The following is an 18,545-nucleotide window of genomic DNA, read 5'->3' as shown; positions in this document are numbered from 1 at the left end:
AAAGGAAAAGCACCGCCTCACGCCGTGCCATGCCTTTATCTCCATCATATGTCAGGCTTGTACCGAGTATGCTAGTGCGTTGTCTATCCTTTACTAGTTTACACGCTCCTTGTTGATTTCTCAACTCATACAGAGCGGAAAAAAGAGGCACCCCTCGCCCTTGACGGCGAACGATGCCTCTTCTTGATTCGTCTTCTTGGCCGCATCCGAAATGGCAACCAAGCCAATGAACCGCCCTCTCACTTCTCTTTTGGCAAGTCGATGAGCATCAACCGCGCCCCTTCGTCCGTTGCAAGGCGAAGAACCGGCGTTTCTGTGATGCGGGCCGCATCGCGCCGCTCGAGATGGGCCTCGCCGTTTAACGTCAAATCCCCCTCAATGACAAAGACAAAGATGTTCCGCCCTTCCGGCTGAGTAAACGTCAGCTCATGCCCGGCTTCCAAATCGGAAAGGTAAATCGTCAAATCTTGATGAATGTGAGCGATCCCCGGGGAAGACGGGTGTTTCGTGACAATCGGCAGCAAAGCGTTTTTCATCTTCTCGACCGGAAACTCGGTCCGCTCGTACGACGGCGGCAATCCGTATTGTTCCGGCAAAAACCAAAGTTGCAAAAAGTTCACCTCTTCCGTCGCCGACGGGTTCACTTCCGAATGGACGATGCCCGTGCCGGCCGACATCCGCTGTACGCCGCCAAACGTCGTCACCGCCTTATGTCCCGTGCTGTCTTCATGTTGCAAATACCCTTTCAACACGATCGATACAATTTCCATTTCGCGGTGCGGATGGGCGCCAAACCCGGTCATTGGCGCGACGAAATCGTCGTTTAACACCCGAAGCGGTCCGAATTGGATGTTGTTTGGATCATAATACTCGCCAAATGAGAAGCTATGATATGTTTTCAACCAACCGTAATCGGCATGATAACGGGACGACGCCCGGTCAATGCGGATCATCGAGGTCCACTCCTTCATAATTGAATTGACACTCCACACGGCTAAAGCCGTGGGATTCTTGGGTCGTTCGCGTCCTCATCCATTTCTGGTTTGGACAACGCCCAAGTTCGGGGCTGTGTCATCAGCCCATCCCACCGGGTTAGCATGTACCCCAATGGGCGGCGCACCTGTGACCAGTGCGCTAGGTTAGGCGCTCAAACCCGAAATCGCTTTGGCGATGTTGATCGCGCCATTTAAGTCGGCGTGGATGGTGTATCCGCATTTTTTACACTTAAAGTGGATGCCATTGCGATTTTCCTTTTCCCGATGTCCACATTTACACGTTTGGCTCGTATAGGTCGGATTCACCCACTCCACCCGAATGCCCGACATTTCGGCTTTGTAGGCAATCATGGTTTGCAGTTGATGAAACGCCCATGAATGAAGACTTCGTCCTGCTTCTTTTGCCGAAGCGGCTCGTTTCCGAATCCCCGCCAAATCTTCCATCCGAATCACGCCAACACCGTTGGCGAGCGCAAAACGGACGATTTGACGGCTGATTTTATGGTTCATATCTTTCATCCATCGGGACTCTTTATCGCCGTTTTTGCGAATCATATGGAGCTTCTTAGCTTTTCCTAATCTCCTTCGCAAAGCCGCGTATCGTCGGCGTATGAAGGCGCATGGATTCCCTTTAAAGAACAACGATTTCGTTCCAACGCTGGCAACGGCAATATAGCGAAGCCCTAAGTCAACGCCCATCACGTTTGTTTCTTTCCGTTGTTTGACTTCAAACGTGATGGGAATGGCTACGTACCATTTCTTTTTCTTTTTCTTTTTATAGAGTGTAGCTGTTCCTTGTTTGGCAGTCCCGTCTATGATTCGATCAAGCCATGTTTGTTGATAGGGACGCACGACAACGGGTACGCCTATTTTTTTCTCCAATGTTGGAAAAGCAACCGTGTAGAAATCCCCCTTCTTTACTATTTTTAAGTTTTGGTTGTTGAAGCAACACCATCGTTTTTGAAACGTCTTTGCCTTTTGTTTTTTCTTTTGGGATTTTACTTCTCGAATCGTCTGATTCACGATGGCAGAAGGAAATCGTTGTGACGAAAACTCTTTAAAAATTTTGCTCGTCGCTTGATTCAGCTCGGGATGATTCAACAGCCAATTCGCAAACTCTGTATTCACTTCTGTCATCCGTTCATACATTTCTTGTTTGACTTTCGTTGGTTTGTGCAGTTCTAACCTTAGTGTGATCGTGGGCATGAATTCCCCCCTTTTCTTTTGAGATTCCACATAACGTTTGATGGTTTCGCTTGATACATTTCCTGCTGTACTCATGACTATATCAGTTCGATGAATGAACTGCAACGCGCTTCATCGGGGCTGACCCAAAAGCGTCATTCTTCTCAAACGAAATACAACATATTGCGCATGATTCATTGTTTCGTGGCGATATATGGTGATGAGCAAGGGTGTCCCGATCCTTTTGGGACACCCCCCTTTCGCGCGGGATTTCTGTAATAAAAGCACCATAGAGACCGATGAAATAATCCAACAACGTAGATGTTCTACTAAACCTCATTATTGAATAAATCTCGAATTCGAGATAATTATATAAAACAACGCTTTGCCTGTCAATCGTAAGCTAGGCAGAAAAATAGGACAAAAGAATGATTCACCTTAGATAACGGGACAACTTATAGTAAAGATAGATACCGCCGCATCTTCTCCTTCGAGAAGATACGGCGAAAAGGCAAAACGCTGGAAACAGCGTGGCGCAAAGCTAGAGGGGCTACAGCGAAGGACGCTATGCCAGCCAGCTGCCGAACGTATCTTCAATCTATAACTGATGAAGGGGGAAGAAAAGCATGAAGCGAATGTTAGTTGGCTGTCTCGCTGCTGCCTTGCTGGTTTCATCAGGGTGGACAGCGGCCGAGGCCAAGGGGAAGCAGTCATCCAAACCGAAGTGGGCCGATAAAAACAAAGACGGCATCCCAGACGATTGGGAGCTGAAGTACAAACTCGGCCTAGGGAAAAATGTTGCCAACCAAGACAATGACCGCGACGGCTTAACAAACCGGGTCGAGTACAACCTCAACCTGAACCCGACGAAAAACGACACGGACAAAGATAAAATACTGGATGCAGACGAAGACACCGACCGTGATGGACTGACAAACGGCGCCGAAGTGGCGCTTGGCACCAAACCGGAAGATGCTGACAGCGACAATGACCGCATCAAAGACGGAGCAGAAAAGCAAGGAAAAACAAAGCTGGCCAATGTCATCCAAAAGCTTGAGCTGCAAATCAAAACGGCGGCCAACCAAACGATTAAAGTCGACTATCATTGGTCTGAACGCCATTCCCATTTGCGCATGAAAGACCAGACGGGTGAAGTGACGGCAAGTGATGTCCAGTCGCTCATTAACGACTTGCAAGCATCGCCGTCGCTGTCAAACGATGAAGTAATTGCCAAAATCCAAACCCTCTTTTCCCTTGATGTCCCGTTCCGCCTCGAACTCGAGTGGAAATACGGAAGCGGCTGGGCGCGGAAACTGTCCGTCAAGCAAACTCAAGATAAAGGAAAAAACAATGGGCAGCCCGGCGATGACGAGGACGACGATGACCAAGGCCATGATCAAAATCACGATCAAGACGATGATGACCACGATGACGGTAACGTAGGCGACGATGATGGAAACAACAGCCAATAATCGCGCCTTGAGCAGACAAGCGGCTGCCGAAAGGCCGGGAAACCGGCTGATGAGGGCAGCCGTATTTTTGTTGGAGCTTCCAACCACCTATTTATCACCCTTTTTCTTCCCCCCGTTGCCAGTGGAAGGACGCACAGAGCTGTTGCGGCTAAAAGGGCCAAAATTTCATAGTAAAATAAACGCCCGAACCGATCAATAACAAAGCCGGTGCCTATCTCCTCTTTCTTTTAACAAGTAAACAGTCTCTCATTCTCTTTGCCTTCCCTCATCCGAGGGTTCTTCCAGCAACAGGTCAATAATCGGGCAGTTATATAAATTGTCTTCATAAGGGCAACATTCCTTTAACTGCTGGAGCATCGCTTCGATCCGCACCAAATCGCGAATTTTCGCTTGAATCTCCTCGACTTTTTGCTCAACAAACTGGTACATGTCTTTGCACCGGTCGCGATCCCGGTCAACAACGCCGAGCAGTTTATCAATTTCCGCCAAGGTGAACCCGAGCCCTTGCAGCTGCTTAATAAACCGGATGCGCCGGATCGTCTCCTCCGTATACAGGCGATATCCGCCCTCTGTCCGCTCAGTTTCCAGAATAAGCCCCTTCCGTTCGTAGTACCGGATCGTTTCTTTATTGACATTGCATTTTTCTGCCAGCTCGCCGATGCGGTAATGTCTCACATAACCACCTCACCAAAAAGCATAAACTCTGCGCTATAGTACAGGGTCAAGTGAATATTGGAGTTTGGCCGGCATTTCTTCCATGCTTGGGGAAGCGTTCCGCCAAACAGACAGCTCCCGCTAAGCTTAGTCGCAATCGCAACAACAATCGGTTCCAATCCCCTCGTAACGCCCCGCGAAACGGCGGCCCAGCTCAAAGGCTTCATCCCGCACAGCACGATAGTTTCGAGACGTCTTGGTCAAACGTAAGCGTCGCCAATTTCAGCCCTTCCGCCATCGTTAAATACGGGACAAGCGTGTGGCGAAGGTCGTCGATCGTTAATCCGAATTGAATCGCCAACGTTGCGGCGTAAATGACCTCACTGGCATTTTCCGCGACAACGTGGGCGCCTAACAGCTTGCCCGTGCTGGCCTCAGCGACAAGTTTAAACACCCCCGTCGTTTCTCGGTTGACGATCGCACGCGGCACCGCTTCAAGCGGCAGGACGGATGTTTTCACATCATACCCGTTTTCTTTCGCCCGCTGCTCGGTCAAGCCGACGGTGGCAACGGCCGGGTGGGTGAACGTCACCGCCGGAACGACGGCGTCCGTCCAACGCTTGTTCAGCCCGCCTATGGCATTGGCCGCGGCAACAGCGCCTTGATAGGCCGCGACATAGACGAACTGCGGGCCGAGCGTCACATCGCCTGCCGCATAAATCGACGGGTTCGTCGTCCGTGCGTATTCGTCGATCAAAATTTCCCCGCGCGCCCCAATCTCCACGCCGGCCGCCGGCAAGTTCAACGCCGCCGTATTCGGCGTCCGCCCCGCAGCTACGAGCAGTTCATCCGCTTCGATGACCCGGATGCGCCCATCCACGTTCACATACACTTTTTTCGTATTCCCGTCTTGTTCGACCCGTTCAAACGAAGCGCCTGTGATGATGCGGATGCCTTGTTCCGCGAGCGCCCGTGTCACCGCTTCGGAAACTTCCGGCTCACACTCTTTCAACAGGCGCGAGCTTCGCTGCATCAGTGTGACCTCTGAACCCAGATGGTGGAACAGTTGCCCGAGCTCCATTCCGATATAGCCAGCGCCGATGACGGCGAGCCGCTTCGGCACTTTTTTCAGTTCAAGCAAGGTCGTGCTGGTCAAGTAGTCGACATCATGAAGCCCCGGAATATCCGGCACTGCCGGGGAAGCGCCCGTAGCGATCAGACACCGTTTCGCCGACAGCGTTTGGCCGTTCACTTCAATCGTTTGGTGATCGATAAACCGAGCCTCTCCTTGGATGAAATCGAACCCGTACTCCTCGATTAAATCGGCATATTTCGCTTGGCGAAGCTGCTCGACCAGTTCATTTTTTTGCTTCACTAGCGGCGCCAAGTCGACCGGACCGGCGGATGTATGCAGGCCGAGAAACGGGTGATTCCGCGCCAAGGCGTTGATTTCTCCAGCCCGAAGCAGCGTCTTCGACGGCACGCAGCCGATATTGACGCACGTCCCCCCGACCGTGCCGCGTTCGACCATGGCGACTTTCGCCCCATATTTCACCGCTTCGATCGCCGAAGAAAACGCCGCCGCACCAGAACCGATGATCATGTAGTCATACTCTCCCTCGCCATCGATGGCAGGGCTGGCTGATGCGGTGATCTCCTTAATTTCTCCCGGCTCGTAATGAGCGTTTTTGACCGCTTGCTTCGCCATATCAACGTCCGTGCCTTCAGGAATCGCAAATACCGCCTCGCCGCGCCAGAAGCTGACATCAATCTGTTTGGCTCCGATCTCACTGAGCGCTGCGGCGACATGTTGCTCACAGCCCGTGCATGTCATGCCTTGAACGGCCATTCGATACGTTTTCATTGTGAAAAACACTCCTTATCAACGAATTTCCCTTTCCCATTTTGTCCGAAACCTTTATGACGAAATCAATATCACTCGTCCCCATGATTCGTTCTAAATGGAACACAGCACGCCCCATGGCCGTTTCCTGTTTTTCCAGGGGAACAGCTATCTGTTTCGCTCGATCGCATTGGCTTTCGCTCATAAAATATCATCATCAGCGAAAAGAAAAACAACATCGTAAAAAGACCGATGGCAAGGCTTTGATGTCGAGCCAAATACACGCCGACCGACGTTCCGGCCAACAACGGCAGAACAATGGCCAGATGGCACGGGCAGCTGAGCAAGGCCAGCACGGCCCAAAACGATTTTTTGACCATTTCCATCGTTCTCCCTCCTTGCGATGACGGGGTGGGGGGTCCCGTCTTTGCTCAACATTATAAACGATGGACTAAGGTACAGAGTCAAGGGGGAATGTGGTGCGGCCAAACTATTTCCTTGATGTCGAATCAATCAAAAAAATACGCAACTTGTCCTGCCAAAAGACAGACAAGTTGCGCAATGCCACCTACTGCTCGAAATTAGAAAGGAATATAGTCAAGCGGATTGACCGCATTTGTTTTCGCTTCGTTCCAGCCGCCGCGGTGCAATTCAAAATGAAGGTGCGGACCGGTCGAATTCCCTGTATTGCCCATGTAGCCAATAATTTGTCCTTTGCGGACGTGTTGCCCTTCTCCGACAAGACGTGCTTCCAGATGGGCGTACACGGTCGTATACGTTTGTCCGTCAATGATATGGCTGATGAAAATGACATTGCCGTAGTTGCTAGAATAATAGGAACGGAATACGATTCCATCGGCCGCGGCAACCACTGGCACCACCGGCGCGCGCTTGCCGATGTCCACTCCCGGATGGAAGTCCGTGCCGCCAAACCGGTAGCCAAAGCCCGAGGTGATCGGTCCGTTGGCCGGGCGGGTGAACGCTCCGCTCGAGACAGGCGGCGTGCTGCCGCCGGATGGCGTTTCTCCTGATGACGCTCCTCCACCGTTTGGCGAGGCATATGTATGTCCTCTCTGTTTCGCTTCTTCTTCAGCCCGTTTTTGCCGCTCAAGTTCAGCAAGCTGCTCTTTCACCGCCGCTTCTTGTTTGGAGATCAGCTCTTTTTCCTCTTCGAGCGCCATCTTATGATCATGCTCTTCTTCCTCTTTTTGCTTCAAATCGGCCATCAGGCGGTTTTTCTGTTCCAGCTGGCCGGCGAGTTTCGATTGCAGCTGCTTCAATTCTTGCAAATCAGCTTGCAGCTTGTTCCGCTTCTCCGTCAATTCGGCTTCCTTTTTCTCTTTTAACGCTTTATCGGCTTCCTGCTCGCGGATGATTTGCTGGTCTGCTTCCATGATCGTTGTCACTGCGCTCATCCGGTCGATGAAGTCGCTGAAGCTTTGCGCGCCAAGCAACACTTCCAAGTAGCTGATCGCCCCGCCGCTTTCCTGCAAGGAACGAAGCCGCTCTTTCAAAATTTCATTTCGTTTTTCAATCCGTTCTTGAATTTCGGCAATTTCTTGTTTCAATTGGTCAATGGCTTGCTCCGTTTTGTCAATATCGGCGCTGACGTTGCGGATTTTGCCGCTCGTTTCCTCAATGGCGACATTCAGCTTCTCAATATCATTGGCCACTTGTTTTTGTTGCGACTGAAGGGCTTCGATGTTTTTTTGCGCCTCGCTGATCTTTTCCTGCACCTCTGATCGCTTCGAGCGAAGCGCGTCGATTTCGTTTCGCTTTTGTTCGATATCACGAGTGCTGACGGCGTTCGCCGCCGGCGGCAAAACGCCAAGGCCGAGCGCCGCCACGACGGCGAGCGCCATCATGTTTTTCTTTTTCATCGTTTTCCCCTCTCCCTATGACTCTTTTTTACACTTTCAAAAACTTGCGCACTGACATGACGCTTCCCCAAATGCCGATGCCCGCGCCGATCGCCAGCAACAGTCCGCTCAACTGCCACATAAACGGCGAAAACGGAAGAAGTTCAAAAAACGGCAAGGAAACCCGCTGTTCATACACTTCATACACGTTGTAGTACACGATCGAAAGCGCCGCGATCGGGAAGAGAGCGCCGAGCAACCCAAGCCATAGCCCTTCGAGAAAGAACGGCCAGCGGATAAACCCGTTCGTCGCCCCGACAAGCCGCATAATTTCAATTTCGCGGCGGCGGGCGAAAATCGTAATTTTGATCGTGTTGGAAATCAAAAACATGGCCGTAAACAGCAACCCAAGGATCAACACAAGCCCAACATTGCGCGCCACCTTGAGCGCATCAAACAGCTTCTCGACCGTCCCTTGTCCATAATTGACTTTATGGACGAACGGCAATGTTTCGATTTGTTTGGCGATTTTCACGGTGTCTTGTGGATGGGCCGCTTTCACGACGTATACATCGCTCAACGGGTTGTCCTGTTCAAATAACCGAAACGACGAACCCTCGTCTCCCATGCTTTTGATCAGCCGCTTCAACTCTTCGTCCTTCGATGAATAGCGGACTTCCTTCACGTTTGGAATGGCTTCAATTCGCCGGCGCAAGGCGTCTTTTTGCCGGCTGTCAGCCGTCAGCTCGATATGGACGCGAATTTCCACATCATTTTCAACTTTTTGCGCAAAATGGTTGATGTTGAACATGACGGCAAAAAAGACGCCGACAAGCAACAACGTCACCGTGACGGCGCTCGCGGACGCGAACGTCATCCAACCGTTGCGGCCAAGGCTTTTGATGCTTTCCCGGACGTGGCGCTTAAACGTATGAAGCGTCATAGCCGTATTCCCCCTTCGCCTCGTCGCGGACGATTTTCCCGTTTTCGATGGCGATGACGCGCCGCCGGGTCGCGTTGACGATCTCTTTATTGTGGGTCGCCATCACAATCGTCGTTCCCCGGTCGTTGATTTTTTCAAACAACTCGACAATGCCCCATGAGGTTTCCGGGTCCAAGTTTCCTGTTGGTTCGTCGGCAATCACGATCTTCGGGGAGTTGACGATTGAGCGGGCGATCGAGACGCGCTGTTGTTCGCCCCCGGACAATTCGTTCGGATAAGAGCGGATTTTATGCTTGAGGCCGACTAGGTCGAGTACTTCCATCACTTTTTTGCGGATCACTTTCGGCGATTCTTCAATCACTTCCAAGGCAAAGGCGACATTTTCATACACATTGAGCTTCGGAAGCAGCTTGAAATCTTGGAATACAACGCCGATATGGCGGCGCAAAAGAGGGACTTTGCTGTCTTTGAGCTTGGCAAGGTTGACGCCATTGACCATAATGTTCCCGCTCGTCGGCTTTTCCTCGCGGTACATCATTTTAATAAACGTCGACTTCCCAGCTCCGCTGGGCCCAACGACATAGACGAATTCTCCTTGCTTGATGCGAACGTTGATGCCGTTCAACGCAACAACGCCGTTTGGATATGTCTTGTATACATCTTGCATTTCAATCATCGCAATCACCTATTTTTCGACTCGTTTGCTGCCATTTCTCGAGCTGTTTCGAATGAATCTTGCAAAATTCCGCAAGGATTATTATAACACGATTTTCCGCTGTCGAATTTTACATTTATATTTCAAATGAAGGGACACTGGCGAAACTAGGACAAAAGATTCAAAAACAGAAAACACCGCCCCGTTCTTAAGCGAACAAGGCGGTGCATCTCCTTTGGTTGAAATGTTCACAGCGTTAAAAACATGTTCCCGTTATTTTTTCGCGGCCAGCCATTCCGCCACTTTGTCGGCGTCTTCCCCTTTAATGATTCCTGCCGGCATTGCGCCGCGGCCGTTGGCGATAATGTTTTTAATTTCATCTTTGGAATACTTGCTTCCAACCTTTTGCAAGTTCGGGCCGACCCCGCCCGACAAGTCTTGTCCATGACAGGACGCACAGTTTTGTTTAAAAATTTGCTCGGCAGCCGCTGCGGTATCCCCTCCGCCGTTGCTGCCACCGTTTTTCTCCCCGGCATTGTCCCCGCCACCGCCGCACGCGGCAAGCGCGAGCGAAACGCCAAGGAACATCGCAGCCAACTTCCATTTCATGGCGAACTCCCCCTGAAAACAAAAATTTCGTTCTCATTTATTATAACCGATTTCTCCCGTTTTACGTACGTTGAAATCCTTCGCCGAGCACCTCAGCGGCGTTCGCAACGATGACAAACGCTGTCGGATCAATGGTTCGGACCAATTGTTTCAATTTCGTGAACTCCGATTGTGCGACGACGCACATCAACATCGGCCGTTCATGTTCCGTGTAGCCGCCGTACGCCGGCAGCCTCGTCACTCCGCGGTCGATTTCGTGCAAAATGGCGCGGCGCACTTTTTCTTCTTCCTTTGTAATAATAAGAGCGATTTTTGAATACCCAAGCCCGACTTGGACGAGGTCGATCGTTTTGCTCGTCACATACAACGCGATCAACGCATAGAGCGCCCGTTCAATATCAAATACAAACGCCGCGGTCAAAACGATCAAACCATCGATTAAAATGACGCACATTCCAAGCGACAACCCGGTGTATTTATGAATGATTTGCGCAGCCAAATCGGTGCCGCCGGTCGATGCGCGGCCGCGAAAGACAACGCCGAGGCCAAGTCCGACGCCGATGCCGCCAAAGATTGCGCCAAGAAGCGGATTGGTCGTCGCCGGCTCCATCCCTTTCGTCAAATAGACGACAAGCGGCAAAAACACCGTCCCGACGAACGTTTTCACGCCAAACTGCCGTCCCAGCAGCACAACGCCAGCGATAAAGAGCGGAATGTTGAGCGCCCATTGGACGTAGGCAGGCTCAATGCCAAACAGCGCGTGCATAATCGTGCTGATGCCGCTCACTCCGCCCGAGGCGATCCGGTTCGGCAGCAAAAACACGTTAAACGCCACAGCGACGATCGCCGCGCCGATAAGAACATACGCATACTCCAAAGCCGCCTCCACCGCCGGAGGCATGGTCTTGTCTCTTCTTTTGCGCATGCTTCCCCACCTTCCTCTGTGAGTATAGCATGCCCGTTTTGGCAAGTAAATGACAGCCGGTTAACGCGATAGCGATCTGCTATGGTAAAGGAAAAAAGGACGATCCGATGATCGCCCCAACTGAAAAATCAAAAACTCAATATACATCGCCGCGGTTGCCGATTGCCTCAATATAGATGATTCGTTCTTCATGGTTGATGCGAAACAAAACACGATATGTTCCGATTCGCAGCCGATATAATCCTTCTTGGCCCTTCATCTTTTTAATATCCCCCTGCGGTGGGATTGCAAGCAGACCTTGCAGCGCTAAAGCCAACCGTTCTTGCACGTTCTTTTTTCTTGACGGGCAATGAATTTGACTGCAGCCTTACGGTAGATCAACTTGTAGCCCGAATTCACGCTTGGCGTCTCTCCCAGCGATATATCCTTCATCGCTTTGCAGCTGCTGGCGCTCTTCTTCGGTCAACCCTTCTTCGTCCGTTTCATCGATCTGTTCCCACACCAATCGTTCCCGTCTCGCCCGATCAAGCAAGTATGTCAAAAAATCGTACGCCGTTTGATGATCCGACTCGTTCAGCTGATCAATCAATTCGTAAAGCATTTGTTTGTGTACCGCCAACGCCATCGCCCTCCTTTTTCCTTATCATTACCTTCAGCGTATCACGAAAGCATAGATGCGTCAAAAGGCCAAAACACGATTTTGAAGCGAAAAAAAGGACGATCCGATGATCGCCCTTTACTTCAACTTCGCACGCAAATACGCGTCAATAAACACATCAATTTCTCCATCCATCACCGCTTGCACGTTGCCGACCTCAACGTTCGTCCGATGGTCTTTGACAAGCGAATACGGATGGAAGACGTACGAACGGATTTGGTTGCCCCAGCCGATTTCTTTTTGCTCGCCGCGCAGCTCGGCGAGTTCGGCTTGCTGCTCCTCGAGTTTCTTTTGGTACAATTTCGCCTTCAACATATTCATCGCTTTTTCGCGGTTTTTAATTTGCGAGCGCTCCGATTGGCAGGTCACGACAATGCCCGTCGGCAAGTGGGTGATGCGCACCGCCGAATCGGTCGTGTTGACGTGCTGCCCGCCCGCGCCGCTTGAGCGGTATGTGTCGATTTTCAGCTCTTCCGGCCGGATCTCAATTTCAATGTTATCATCCAATTCCGGCACAACCTCGCACGACACAAACGACGTATGGCGTCGGCCCGAGGCGTCAAACGGGGAGATGCGCACAAGACGGTGCACCCCTTTTTCCGCCTTTAAGTAGCCATAGGCGTTATGCCCTTTAATGAGCAGCGTCACGCTTTTAATCCCCGCTTCCTCGCCCGGGAGGTAATCGAGCGTCTCGACTTTAAACCCTTTTTTCTCCGCCCAGCGTGTATACATGCGCAAAAGCATCGACGCCCAATCTTGCGACTCCGTGCCGCCCGCGCCCGGGTGGAGCTCCAAAATGGCGTTGTTTTGATCGTACGGCTCGTTAAGCAGCAGCTGCAGCTCGAACTCGCTGAAGTCTTTCGTCAGCTTTTTCGCTTCCTCGACGAGCTCGGCTTGGAGTTCGTCATCCGGCTCCTCTTTCAGCAATTCGTACGTCACTTCCAAGTTGTCAAACCGTTCTTCAAGCGAGGAAAATTCCTCGACAAGGTCTTTGAGCGCATTCGCCTCGGAAATGACCGCCTGCGCCGCCTTTTGGTCATCCCAAAAGTTTGGCGCCGCCATCTGTTCTTCTAATTCGCGAATGCGCGCCCGCTTCGCTTCGAGGTCAAAGAGACCCCCTGATTTCCGCTAATCGCTTAGCCATTTTCTCGAGCTCTTGCTTAATCTCGACCAAATCAATCATGTTGTCCTCACCTCATCATGAATATAGTATGCCAACGATGAATGTCTGCCATTCAAAAGGGAGGCTAAGCCTCCCCTTTTATATTTATAAACGGTTACACCGCTCTTCCGCAACAATGTTTATATTTTTTCCCGCTGCCGCACGGGCACGGGTCGTTGCGGCCGACGCGCACCGCCTTGCGGACCGGTTTTCTCTTCGGCTCTTCGCCGTCTTCTTTCGGGTGGACCGCTTCGCCTTTTGCCACTTCCTGACGCTCGAGATTGTGATGGATTTCCGCCTTCATAATATAGGTGGCGACTTCCTCTTCAATCGAAGCGATCATGTTTTCAAACATCGCATACCCTTCCATTTGGTATTCGCGCAGCGGGTCGACTTGCCCGTAGGCGCGCAAATGGATGCCTTGGCGGAGCTGCTCCATCGCGTCGATATGGTTCATCCATTTCATATCAACGGCCCGCAAAACGACGACGCGTTCAAATTCGCGCATTTGTTCCGGCGGGATTTGCGCTTCTTTCTCATCATAGCGCGCCTTTACTTTCTCCCAAATGAGCTCGATCATCTCTTCCGGCTCTTTGCCGCGCAAGTCGGCTTCCGTCACATCCCCTTCTGGAAGCAGATGAGCGTTGAGATACTCAACGAGTCCTTTCAAATTCCATTCTTCCGGAACCTCTTCCTTCGGCGTATGGGCGTTGACGACGCGCTCGATCACCGATTGAATCATCTTTTCGATGATGCCGCGCAAATTGTCGGAATCAAGCACTTCATAGCGCTGGCGGTAAATGATTTCCCGCTGCTCGCGCAGGACGTCGTCATACTGAAGCAGCTGTTTGCGGGCGTCGAAGTTGTTGCCTTCGACCCGCTTTTGCGCCGACTCGACCGCTTTCGTCACCATTTTGCTTTGAATCGGCTGCGAGTCGTCCATCCCCAGGCGGTCCATCATCGCCATGAGGCTCTCGGAGCCAAAGCGGCGCATCAGCTCATCTTCAAGCGACAAGTAAAACTGCGACACTCCAGGGTCGCCTTGACGCCCCGAGCGGCCGCGCAGCTGGTTGTCAATGCGCCGGCTCTCATGCCGCTCCGTGCCGATGACCGCAAGCCCGCCAAGCTCCTTGACCCCTTCGCCGAGCTTAATATCCGTCCCGCGCCCGGCCATGTTCGTCGCAATCGTCACCGCGCCTTTTTGCCCCGCTTGGGCGATGATCTCCGCCTCTTTCGCATGGTTTTTCGCGTTTAAGACATTGTGCGGGATGCCGCGCTTTTTGAGCATCTCTGACAACATCTCGGACGTCTCGATCGCCACCGTGCCGACCAACACCGGCTGCCCTTTCGCATGGCGGGCGGCGATATCCTCGACCACGGCGCGGAACTTCCCTTCCATCGTCCGGTAGATCAAATCCGGACGGTCTTCGCGGATGACCGGGCGGTTTGTCGGAATGACGACGACGCGCATGTTGTAAATGTTGCGGAACTCTTCCTCTTCCGTCTTCGCCGTTCCGGTCATCCCCGCCAACTTTTCGTACATGCGGAAATAGTTTTGGAACGTAATCGTGGCTAAGGTCATCGACTCGTTTTGAATCTCGAGCCCTTCCTTCGCCTCAATGGCTTGATGAAGCCCATCGCTGTAGCGGCGGCCGTGCATCAAGCGCCCGGTGAACGGGTCGACGATGATCACTTTTCCGTCTTGCACGACGTAGTCGACATCGCGCTGCATCGTCACGTGCGCCCGCAGCGCCAGCTGAATGTGGTGGTTGAGCGTGACGTGTTTCAAATCGAACAAGTTGTCGATGCCAAACGCCCGCTCGGCTTTGTTTATTCCTTCTTCCGTCAGCTGGACGCTTTTCGTCTTTTCATCGTATGTGTAATCGACATCTTTGCGCAACGTGCGGACAAACGCATTCGCCTGCACATACAGCTTGGTCGACTTCTGCGCCGTCCCTGAAATGATGAGCGGTGTCCGCGCTTCATCGATCAAAATCGAGTCGACCTCGTCGATGATCGCATAATAGAGCGGACGCTGCACAATATGTTCTTTGTACAGCACCATGTTGTCGCGCAAATAGTCAAAGCCGAACTCGTTGTTCGTTCCGTACGTAATGTCGGCGTTGTACGCCGCCTGCTTCTCTTCGCGCGACATGCCGCTTAAGTTCAAGCCGACGGTCATGCCCAAAAACTCGTACAGCTTGCCCATCTCCGTCGCGTCGCGCGTCGCTAAGTATTCGTTGACCGTCACAACATGCACCCCGCGCCCCGTCAAGGCGTTCAAATAGACGGGCATCGTCGCCGTCAACGTTTTCCCTTCCCCGGTTTTCATCTCGGCGATGTCGCCTTCATGCAACACGACGCCGCCCATAATTTGCACTTTATATGGGTACAAACCGAGGACGCGCTTCGCCCCTTCGCGCACCACGGCAAACGCCTCAACGAGCAGGTCGTCGAGCGATTCGCCTTGTTGGTAGCGGGCTTTGAATTCCTCGGTTTTTTGCCGCAACTGGTCATCCGTCAGTCTTGCCATCTCCGGACCGAGCGCATCGACTTGATCCGCAATTTTCTCCAATCTTGCCAACTGACGCTTGTTCGGGTCAAATACTTTTTTTAAGACTCCAAGCATAGGAAACGCTCCTTATTTTTCAATGGACTCACTTATTAATCATATCATTTGCAGTGGGAGGTGACAACTATTGCACAGGCTTAGAGAGGGGCATGTCCAAGAGAGGGGATCACGCCTTGGACTGAAGCTGCTCAATCGCCGCTTCCGCATGATGAAGACGCCGGTTAAGCGCATAAATTTCAAAACTTTTCTCATCTACTTTTTCATGAATTTTGCGAAGCAATATTTGCACATCATCCACAAGCTGCGTTTCGACTCGATGAAGCGTCTCTTTCACTTCTCCCAATTCCACCTCCACACGGTCTAACCGTGCTTTCACCTCTTCCATTTCTTGTTCAAGGCGGCTGATGCGCCCGTTCATTTCATCGACGCGGCCTTCAAGCGCTTCAACGTGAGTCGTCAGCGAACCAATTTGCCCGCTCATTTCTGCTAAACGGCCATCGATCTGCACAAAACGCTCATTCATTTGAGCAAAGCATTCGTCAATCTGGGCAAAGCGCTTATCAATCTGGGCAAACCGTTCATCAATCTGCGCAAAACGTTGGCGAGTTTCTTCTTGAAAAGCCAAAAATCCTTTTTCCATGTTATCCAACTTGGACAATATTTGACGCAGCAGTTCCTCCATCGTTCTCCCCCTTTTTGCTTCTTTCACACATATTATAACATCCCCTGCCAAAAAAAGCAGGGGATGCGCATAGAAGGGTTGTTCAATTCGCCTCGATCAGTCCGTACTTTCCGTCTTTGCGGCGGTAAACGATGTTCGTCCGGTTCGTCTCGGCGTTCGTAAAAATGAAGAAGTTGTGCCCCAACAAATTCATTTGCAAAATCGCTTCTTCGCTGTCCATCGGCTTCAAGCTGAAGTGCTTCGTGCGCACGATTTCAAACTCCTCTTCATTCTCCGCCGCGGCGCCGCTCGGGACAGGGGCAGCCAGCTTCGCCTCTTTCTCCCGATCGCGCAGCTTCCGATTGACTTTCGTTTTATGTTTGCGGATTTGCCGCTCCAATTTATCCGTCACTAAATCGATCGCCGCATACATATCGTCATGCCGCTCCTCGGCGCGCAACAACAGATGCGGCATCGGAATGGTCACCTCGATTTTCCCTTGTCCATCGTTGTAGACTTTTAAATTGACATGGACATTCACGTCATCGGTGCGGTCGAAATAGCGCTCCAATTTGCCGATTTTTTTCTCCACGTACTCGCGCAACGCAGGAGTTACTTCGATGTTTTCCCCGCGAATGTGATACATCATCGCTGACCACTCCTTATCTTCAAACTGTAAATCCCTACACTTTTTTATTACCCATCAAACCACGGCTTCAATCAAAAATATTTTCGAAGATTTTGTGAAAACACAGAAAAATATGGTAAGATAGGAATAGGTGTTTACTCTTATGATGCGGAAAGTACGAAGTGTGTCATCGAATGCGAAAGGTCCATATTTCCCATGCGAAAAGCGGCGATGTGCTCGCCGTTGATCTGTTCGCCGCCAACGGCAGCGTGCTTTTGTCGCGCGGCGTGCGGCTGACAAGCGGCTACATCCGTTCTTTAGCGCAAAAAGGGGTTCAATACATTTATATTGACGACAAGCAAACATATGACATCCGTCCGCTGCCATTGATCAGCGCGACCGTGCGCCAGCAGGCGGTCAAGAAAGTGTACGAGACGATGACCGCTTTGATCGAGCAAAAAAAGCTGCTCCGCCGCGCCTCCTCGCTCGATTTAGGAAAAGAGTACGAGAAGGTGTTCAAAGACATTTTGGATTACTTGCTGAAGCAGGAGAACTTGCTCATCAATTTGTCGGATTTGGTCATCTCAAACGGCTACTTTTTCCATCATTCGGTCAACGTCGCCACCATCGCCGGCGTCATCGGCATCGCCAAAGGGTACAGCCCCCAACAGCTGCTTGACCTCGGCGTCGGGGCGCTTCTGTTTGACATCGGCATGACCCAGCTGCCCGATGGCCTTTGGCGGAAAAAAGGGGAACTGACCGAAGAAGAAAAGGAAATCGTCCACCGCCACACCTATCTCGGCTTTGAGCTGCTTCGGCGCCAGCGCAACATTTCGCTCTTTTCCGCCCATTGCGCCTTGCAGCACCACGAGCGTTGCGACGGCAGCGGCTACCCGCGCGCCTTATCCGGAAACGAGATTCACGAATACGCCCGCATCGTCGCCATCGCCGACGTCTTTGACGCCTTGACATCGGCCCGCTACCATCGAAAGCAATATTCGCCGCACGAAGCGGCCGAATACTTATCCGCCGCCGGCGGCCTTTTGGACTATGAACTGATCAAGCTGTTTCTCTCCTACATCGCCATCTATCCGGTCGCCACGACCGTCTTGCTCAACACCGGGCATATCGGCGTCGTCTCGCAAGTGTTCCCGGGTTTCCCGCTCCGCCCCGTCGTTCGGATTATTAAAAATCCGGCGGGCGAAGAGTTGAAAAGCCCGTATGAGATCGACTTGCGAAAAGAGATGAACGTCACGATCGTCAAAGCCGTCTGAAGCGAAAAGGGCAGCGCGCCGCTGTCCTTTTTGCTTTCCAGCCGCCCCGTTGCGCCTACTGCACGAGATACCGCCGCAAGCCGCCCTCCACAGCTATTTTCCACGCCTGAAACGCCGGCGACAGCCATCCCCGTACAATTTGCTCTTTCGCCGCCGCGTCGGCGAACTTCCCATCGAGCGCCTCGGCCGCGTCGAGCACATCGGCAAACCGTTCAAGTTGGCGGACGAAATCGCTCTCCTCAGCGAACAGCTGCTCTAAATACACGTTCGTCTCGCCGATTTTCCCAAGCGCCAGCAAAATATCCGCAAGCAACCGATCCGCATGCCTCCGCTGCGGGTCAGCAAAACTCGCTGTGACGTAATCGAGCCCTTCCTCAACGGTCTCAAGCAGCGATGCGTACTGGCGGATGATGTCCAGCGCCGCGCTTGTCAATTCCGCCATCCTCACCC

18 protein-coding genes, 1 pseudogene and 1 riboswitch are annotated in these 18,545 nt (G+C 52.0%); of the genes and pseudogenes, 2 read left to right on the top strand and 17 right to left on the bottom strand.

What is annotated here, in order from left to right; genetic code table 11:
• Positions 1–239 precede the first annotated feature (239 nt).
• On the bottom strand, positions 240–953 hold the full coding sequence (locus tag GJ1_RS01985; protein WP_066227737.1) for a pirin family protein: 714 nt from the start codon (positions 951–953) through the stop codon (positions 240–242).
• Positions 954–1,139: 186 nt separating this feature from the next.
• Positions 1,140–2,201 carry an RNA-guided endonuclease InsQ/TnpB family protein gene (locus GJ1_RS01980; protein ID WP_066227734.1) on the bottom strand — a complete coding sequence of 354 codons (1,062 nt, stop codon included), beginning with the start codon at positions 2,199–2,201 and terminating at the stop codon, positions 1,140–1,142.
• Positions 2,202–2,680: 479 nt separating this feature from the next.
• Positions 2,681–2,766: riboswitch (cyclic di-GMP riboswitch) on the top strand.
• Positions 2,767–2,806: 40 nt separating this feature from the next.
• Between GJ1_RS01980 and GJ1_RS01975 the strand changes: the two genes are divergently transcribed.
• Entirely contained in the window at positions 2,807–3,652 is an 846-nt protein-coding gene (locus GJ1_RS01975) for a thrombospondin type 3 repeat-containing protein (RefSeq protein WP_066227732.1), read from the top strand.
• 246 nt (positions 3,653–3,898) lie between these two features.
• On the opposite strand, the gene merR is transcribed toward GJ1_RS01975, so the two are convergent.
• The 14 genes and pseudogenes from merR to hpf form a co-directional block, all read right to left on the bottom strand.
• Entirely contained in the window at positions 3,899–4,327 is a 429-nt protein-coding gene (gene merR / locus GJ1_RS01970) for a mercury resistance transcriptional regulator MerR (RefSeq protein ID WP_066227730.1), read from the bottom strand.
• Between the two features lie 202 nt (positions 4,328–4,529).
• Positions 4,530–6,170 (bottom strand): mercury(II) reductase, encoded by a 1,641-nt coding sequence (merA, locus tag GJ1_RS01965; RefSeq protein ID WP_066227727.1) that lies wholly within the window; start codon positions 6,168–6,170, stop codon positions 4,530–4,532.
• Positions 6,171–6,241: 71 nt separating this feature from the next.
• A complete protein-coding gene (locus GJ1_RS01960) occupies positions 6,242–6,535 on the bottom strand; it encodes a transporter (RefSeq protein ID WP_066227723.1) in 294 nt (97 codons plus the stop codon).
• Positions 6,536–6,730: 195 nt separating this feature from the next.
• Positions 6,731–8,029, bottom strand: coding sequence for a murein hydrolase activator EnvC family protein (locus GJ1_RS01955; RefSeq protein ID WP_066227721.1), 1,299 nt, complete (start codon positions 8,027–8,029; stop codon positions 6,731–6,733).
• Between the two features lie 28 nt (positions 8,030–8,057).
• Entirely contained in the window at positions 8,058–8,951 is an 894-nt protein-coding gene (ftsX, locus tag GJ1_RS01950) for a permease-like cell division protein FtsX (protein WP_066227718.1), read from the bottom strand.
• A complete protein-coding gene (gene ftsE, locus GJ1_RS01945) occupies positions 8,932–9,627 on the bottom strand; it encodes a cell division ATP-binding protein FtsE (protein ID WP_066227713.1) in 696 nt (231 codons plus the stop codon). Before ftsE ends, ftsX begins: the two co-directional genes overlap by 20 nt.
• A 252-nt stretch (positions 9,628–9,879) precedes the next feature.
• Positions 9,880–10,215: a cytochrome c551 gene (gene cccB / locus GJ1_RS01940; RefSeq protein WP_013146412.1), complete on the bottom strand. Its 336-nt coding sequence runs from the start codon at positions 10,213–10,215 to the stop codon at positions 9,880–9,882.
• Between the two features lie 61 nt (positions 10,216–10,276).
• The gene (locus tag GJ1_RS01935) at positions 10,277–11,140 is read right to left on the bottom strand and encodes a YitT family protein (protein ID WP_066227710.1); all 864 of its coding nucleotides are present in this window, start codon (positions 11,138–11,140) and stop codon (positions 10,277–10,279) included.
• A gap of 136 nt (positions 11,141–11,276) precedes the next feature.
• Positions 11,277–11,539: pseudogene (locus GJ1_RS01930) on the bottom strand (type II toxin-antitoxin system RelE family toxin).
• Positions 11,508–11,765, bottom strand: coding sequence for a hypothetical protein (locus GJ1_RS01925; protein WP_083509917.1), 258 nt, complete (start codon positions 11,763–11,765; stop codon positions 11,508–11,510). Before GJ1_RS01925 ends, GJ1_RS01930 begins: the two are co-directional and overlap by 32 nt.
• A gap of 111 nt (positions 11,766–11,876) precedes the next feature.
• Positions 11,877–12,981 (bottom strand): peptide chain release factor 2 gene (prfB, locus tag GJ1_RS01920; RefSeq protein WP_157068343.1). Its coding sequence is split into 2 segments (ribosomal slippage): positions 11,877–12,905 and positions 12,907–12,981, totalling 1,104 coding nucleotides; the frame shifts between segments, so codons are not numbered across the junction.
• Between the two features lie 94 nt (positions 12,982–13,075).
• The gene (gene secA, locus GJ1_RS01915) at positions 13,076–15,589 is read right to left on the bottom strand and encodes a preprotein translocase subunit SecA (RefSeq protein WP_066227707.1); all 2,514 of its coding nucleotides are present in this window, start codon (positions 15,587–15,589) and stop codon (positions 13,076–13,078) included.
• Positions 15,590–15,698: 109 nt separating this feature from the next.
• On the bottom strand, positions 15,699–16,214 hold the full coding sequence (locus GJ1_RS01910) for a hypothetical protein (protein WP_066227704.1): 516 nt from the start codon (positions 16,212–16,214) through the stop codon (positions 15,699–15,701).
• Positions 16,215–16,296: 82 nt separating this feature from the next.
• Positions 16,297–16,842: a ribosome hibernation-promoting factor, HPF/YfiA family gene (gene hpf, locus GJ1_RS01905; RefSeq protein ID WP_044732649.1), complete on the bottom strand. Its 546-nt coding sequence runs from the start codon at positions 16,840–16,842 to the stop codon at positions 16,297–16,299.
• A gap of 173 nt (positions 16,843–17,015) precedes the next feature.
• Here hpf and GJ1_RS01900 point away from each other — a divergent pair, with 173 nt between their 5' ends.
• On the top strand, positions 17,016–18,095 hold the full coding sequence (locus GJ1_RS01900; RefSeq protein ID WP_066227702.1) for an HD-GYP domain-containing protein: 1,080 nt from the start codon (positions 17,016–17,018) through the stop codon (positions 18,093–18,095).
• Positions 18,096–18,150: 55 nt separating this feature from the next.
• On the opposite strand, the gene GJ1_RS01895 is transcribed toward GJ1_RS01900, so the two are convergent.
• Positions 18,151–18,537 (bottom strand): DUF8042 domain-containing protein, encoded by a 387-nt coding sequence (locus GJ1_RS01895; protein ID WP_066227698.1) that lies wholly within the window; start codon positions 18,535–18,537, stop codon positions 18,151–18,153.
• Positions 18,538–18,545 lie beyond the last annotated feature (8 nt).

The organism is Geobacillus jurassicus NBRC 107829 (genome assembly GCF_001544315.1).
GTDB classification, from domain to species: domain Bacteria; phylum Bacillota; class Bacilli; order Bacillales; family Anoxybacillaceae; genus Geobacillus; species Geobacillus jurassicus.
The sequence above is the reverse complement of the archived record's forward strand: the minus strand, read 5'-3'. Positions and strand labels throughout refer to the sequence as shown.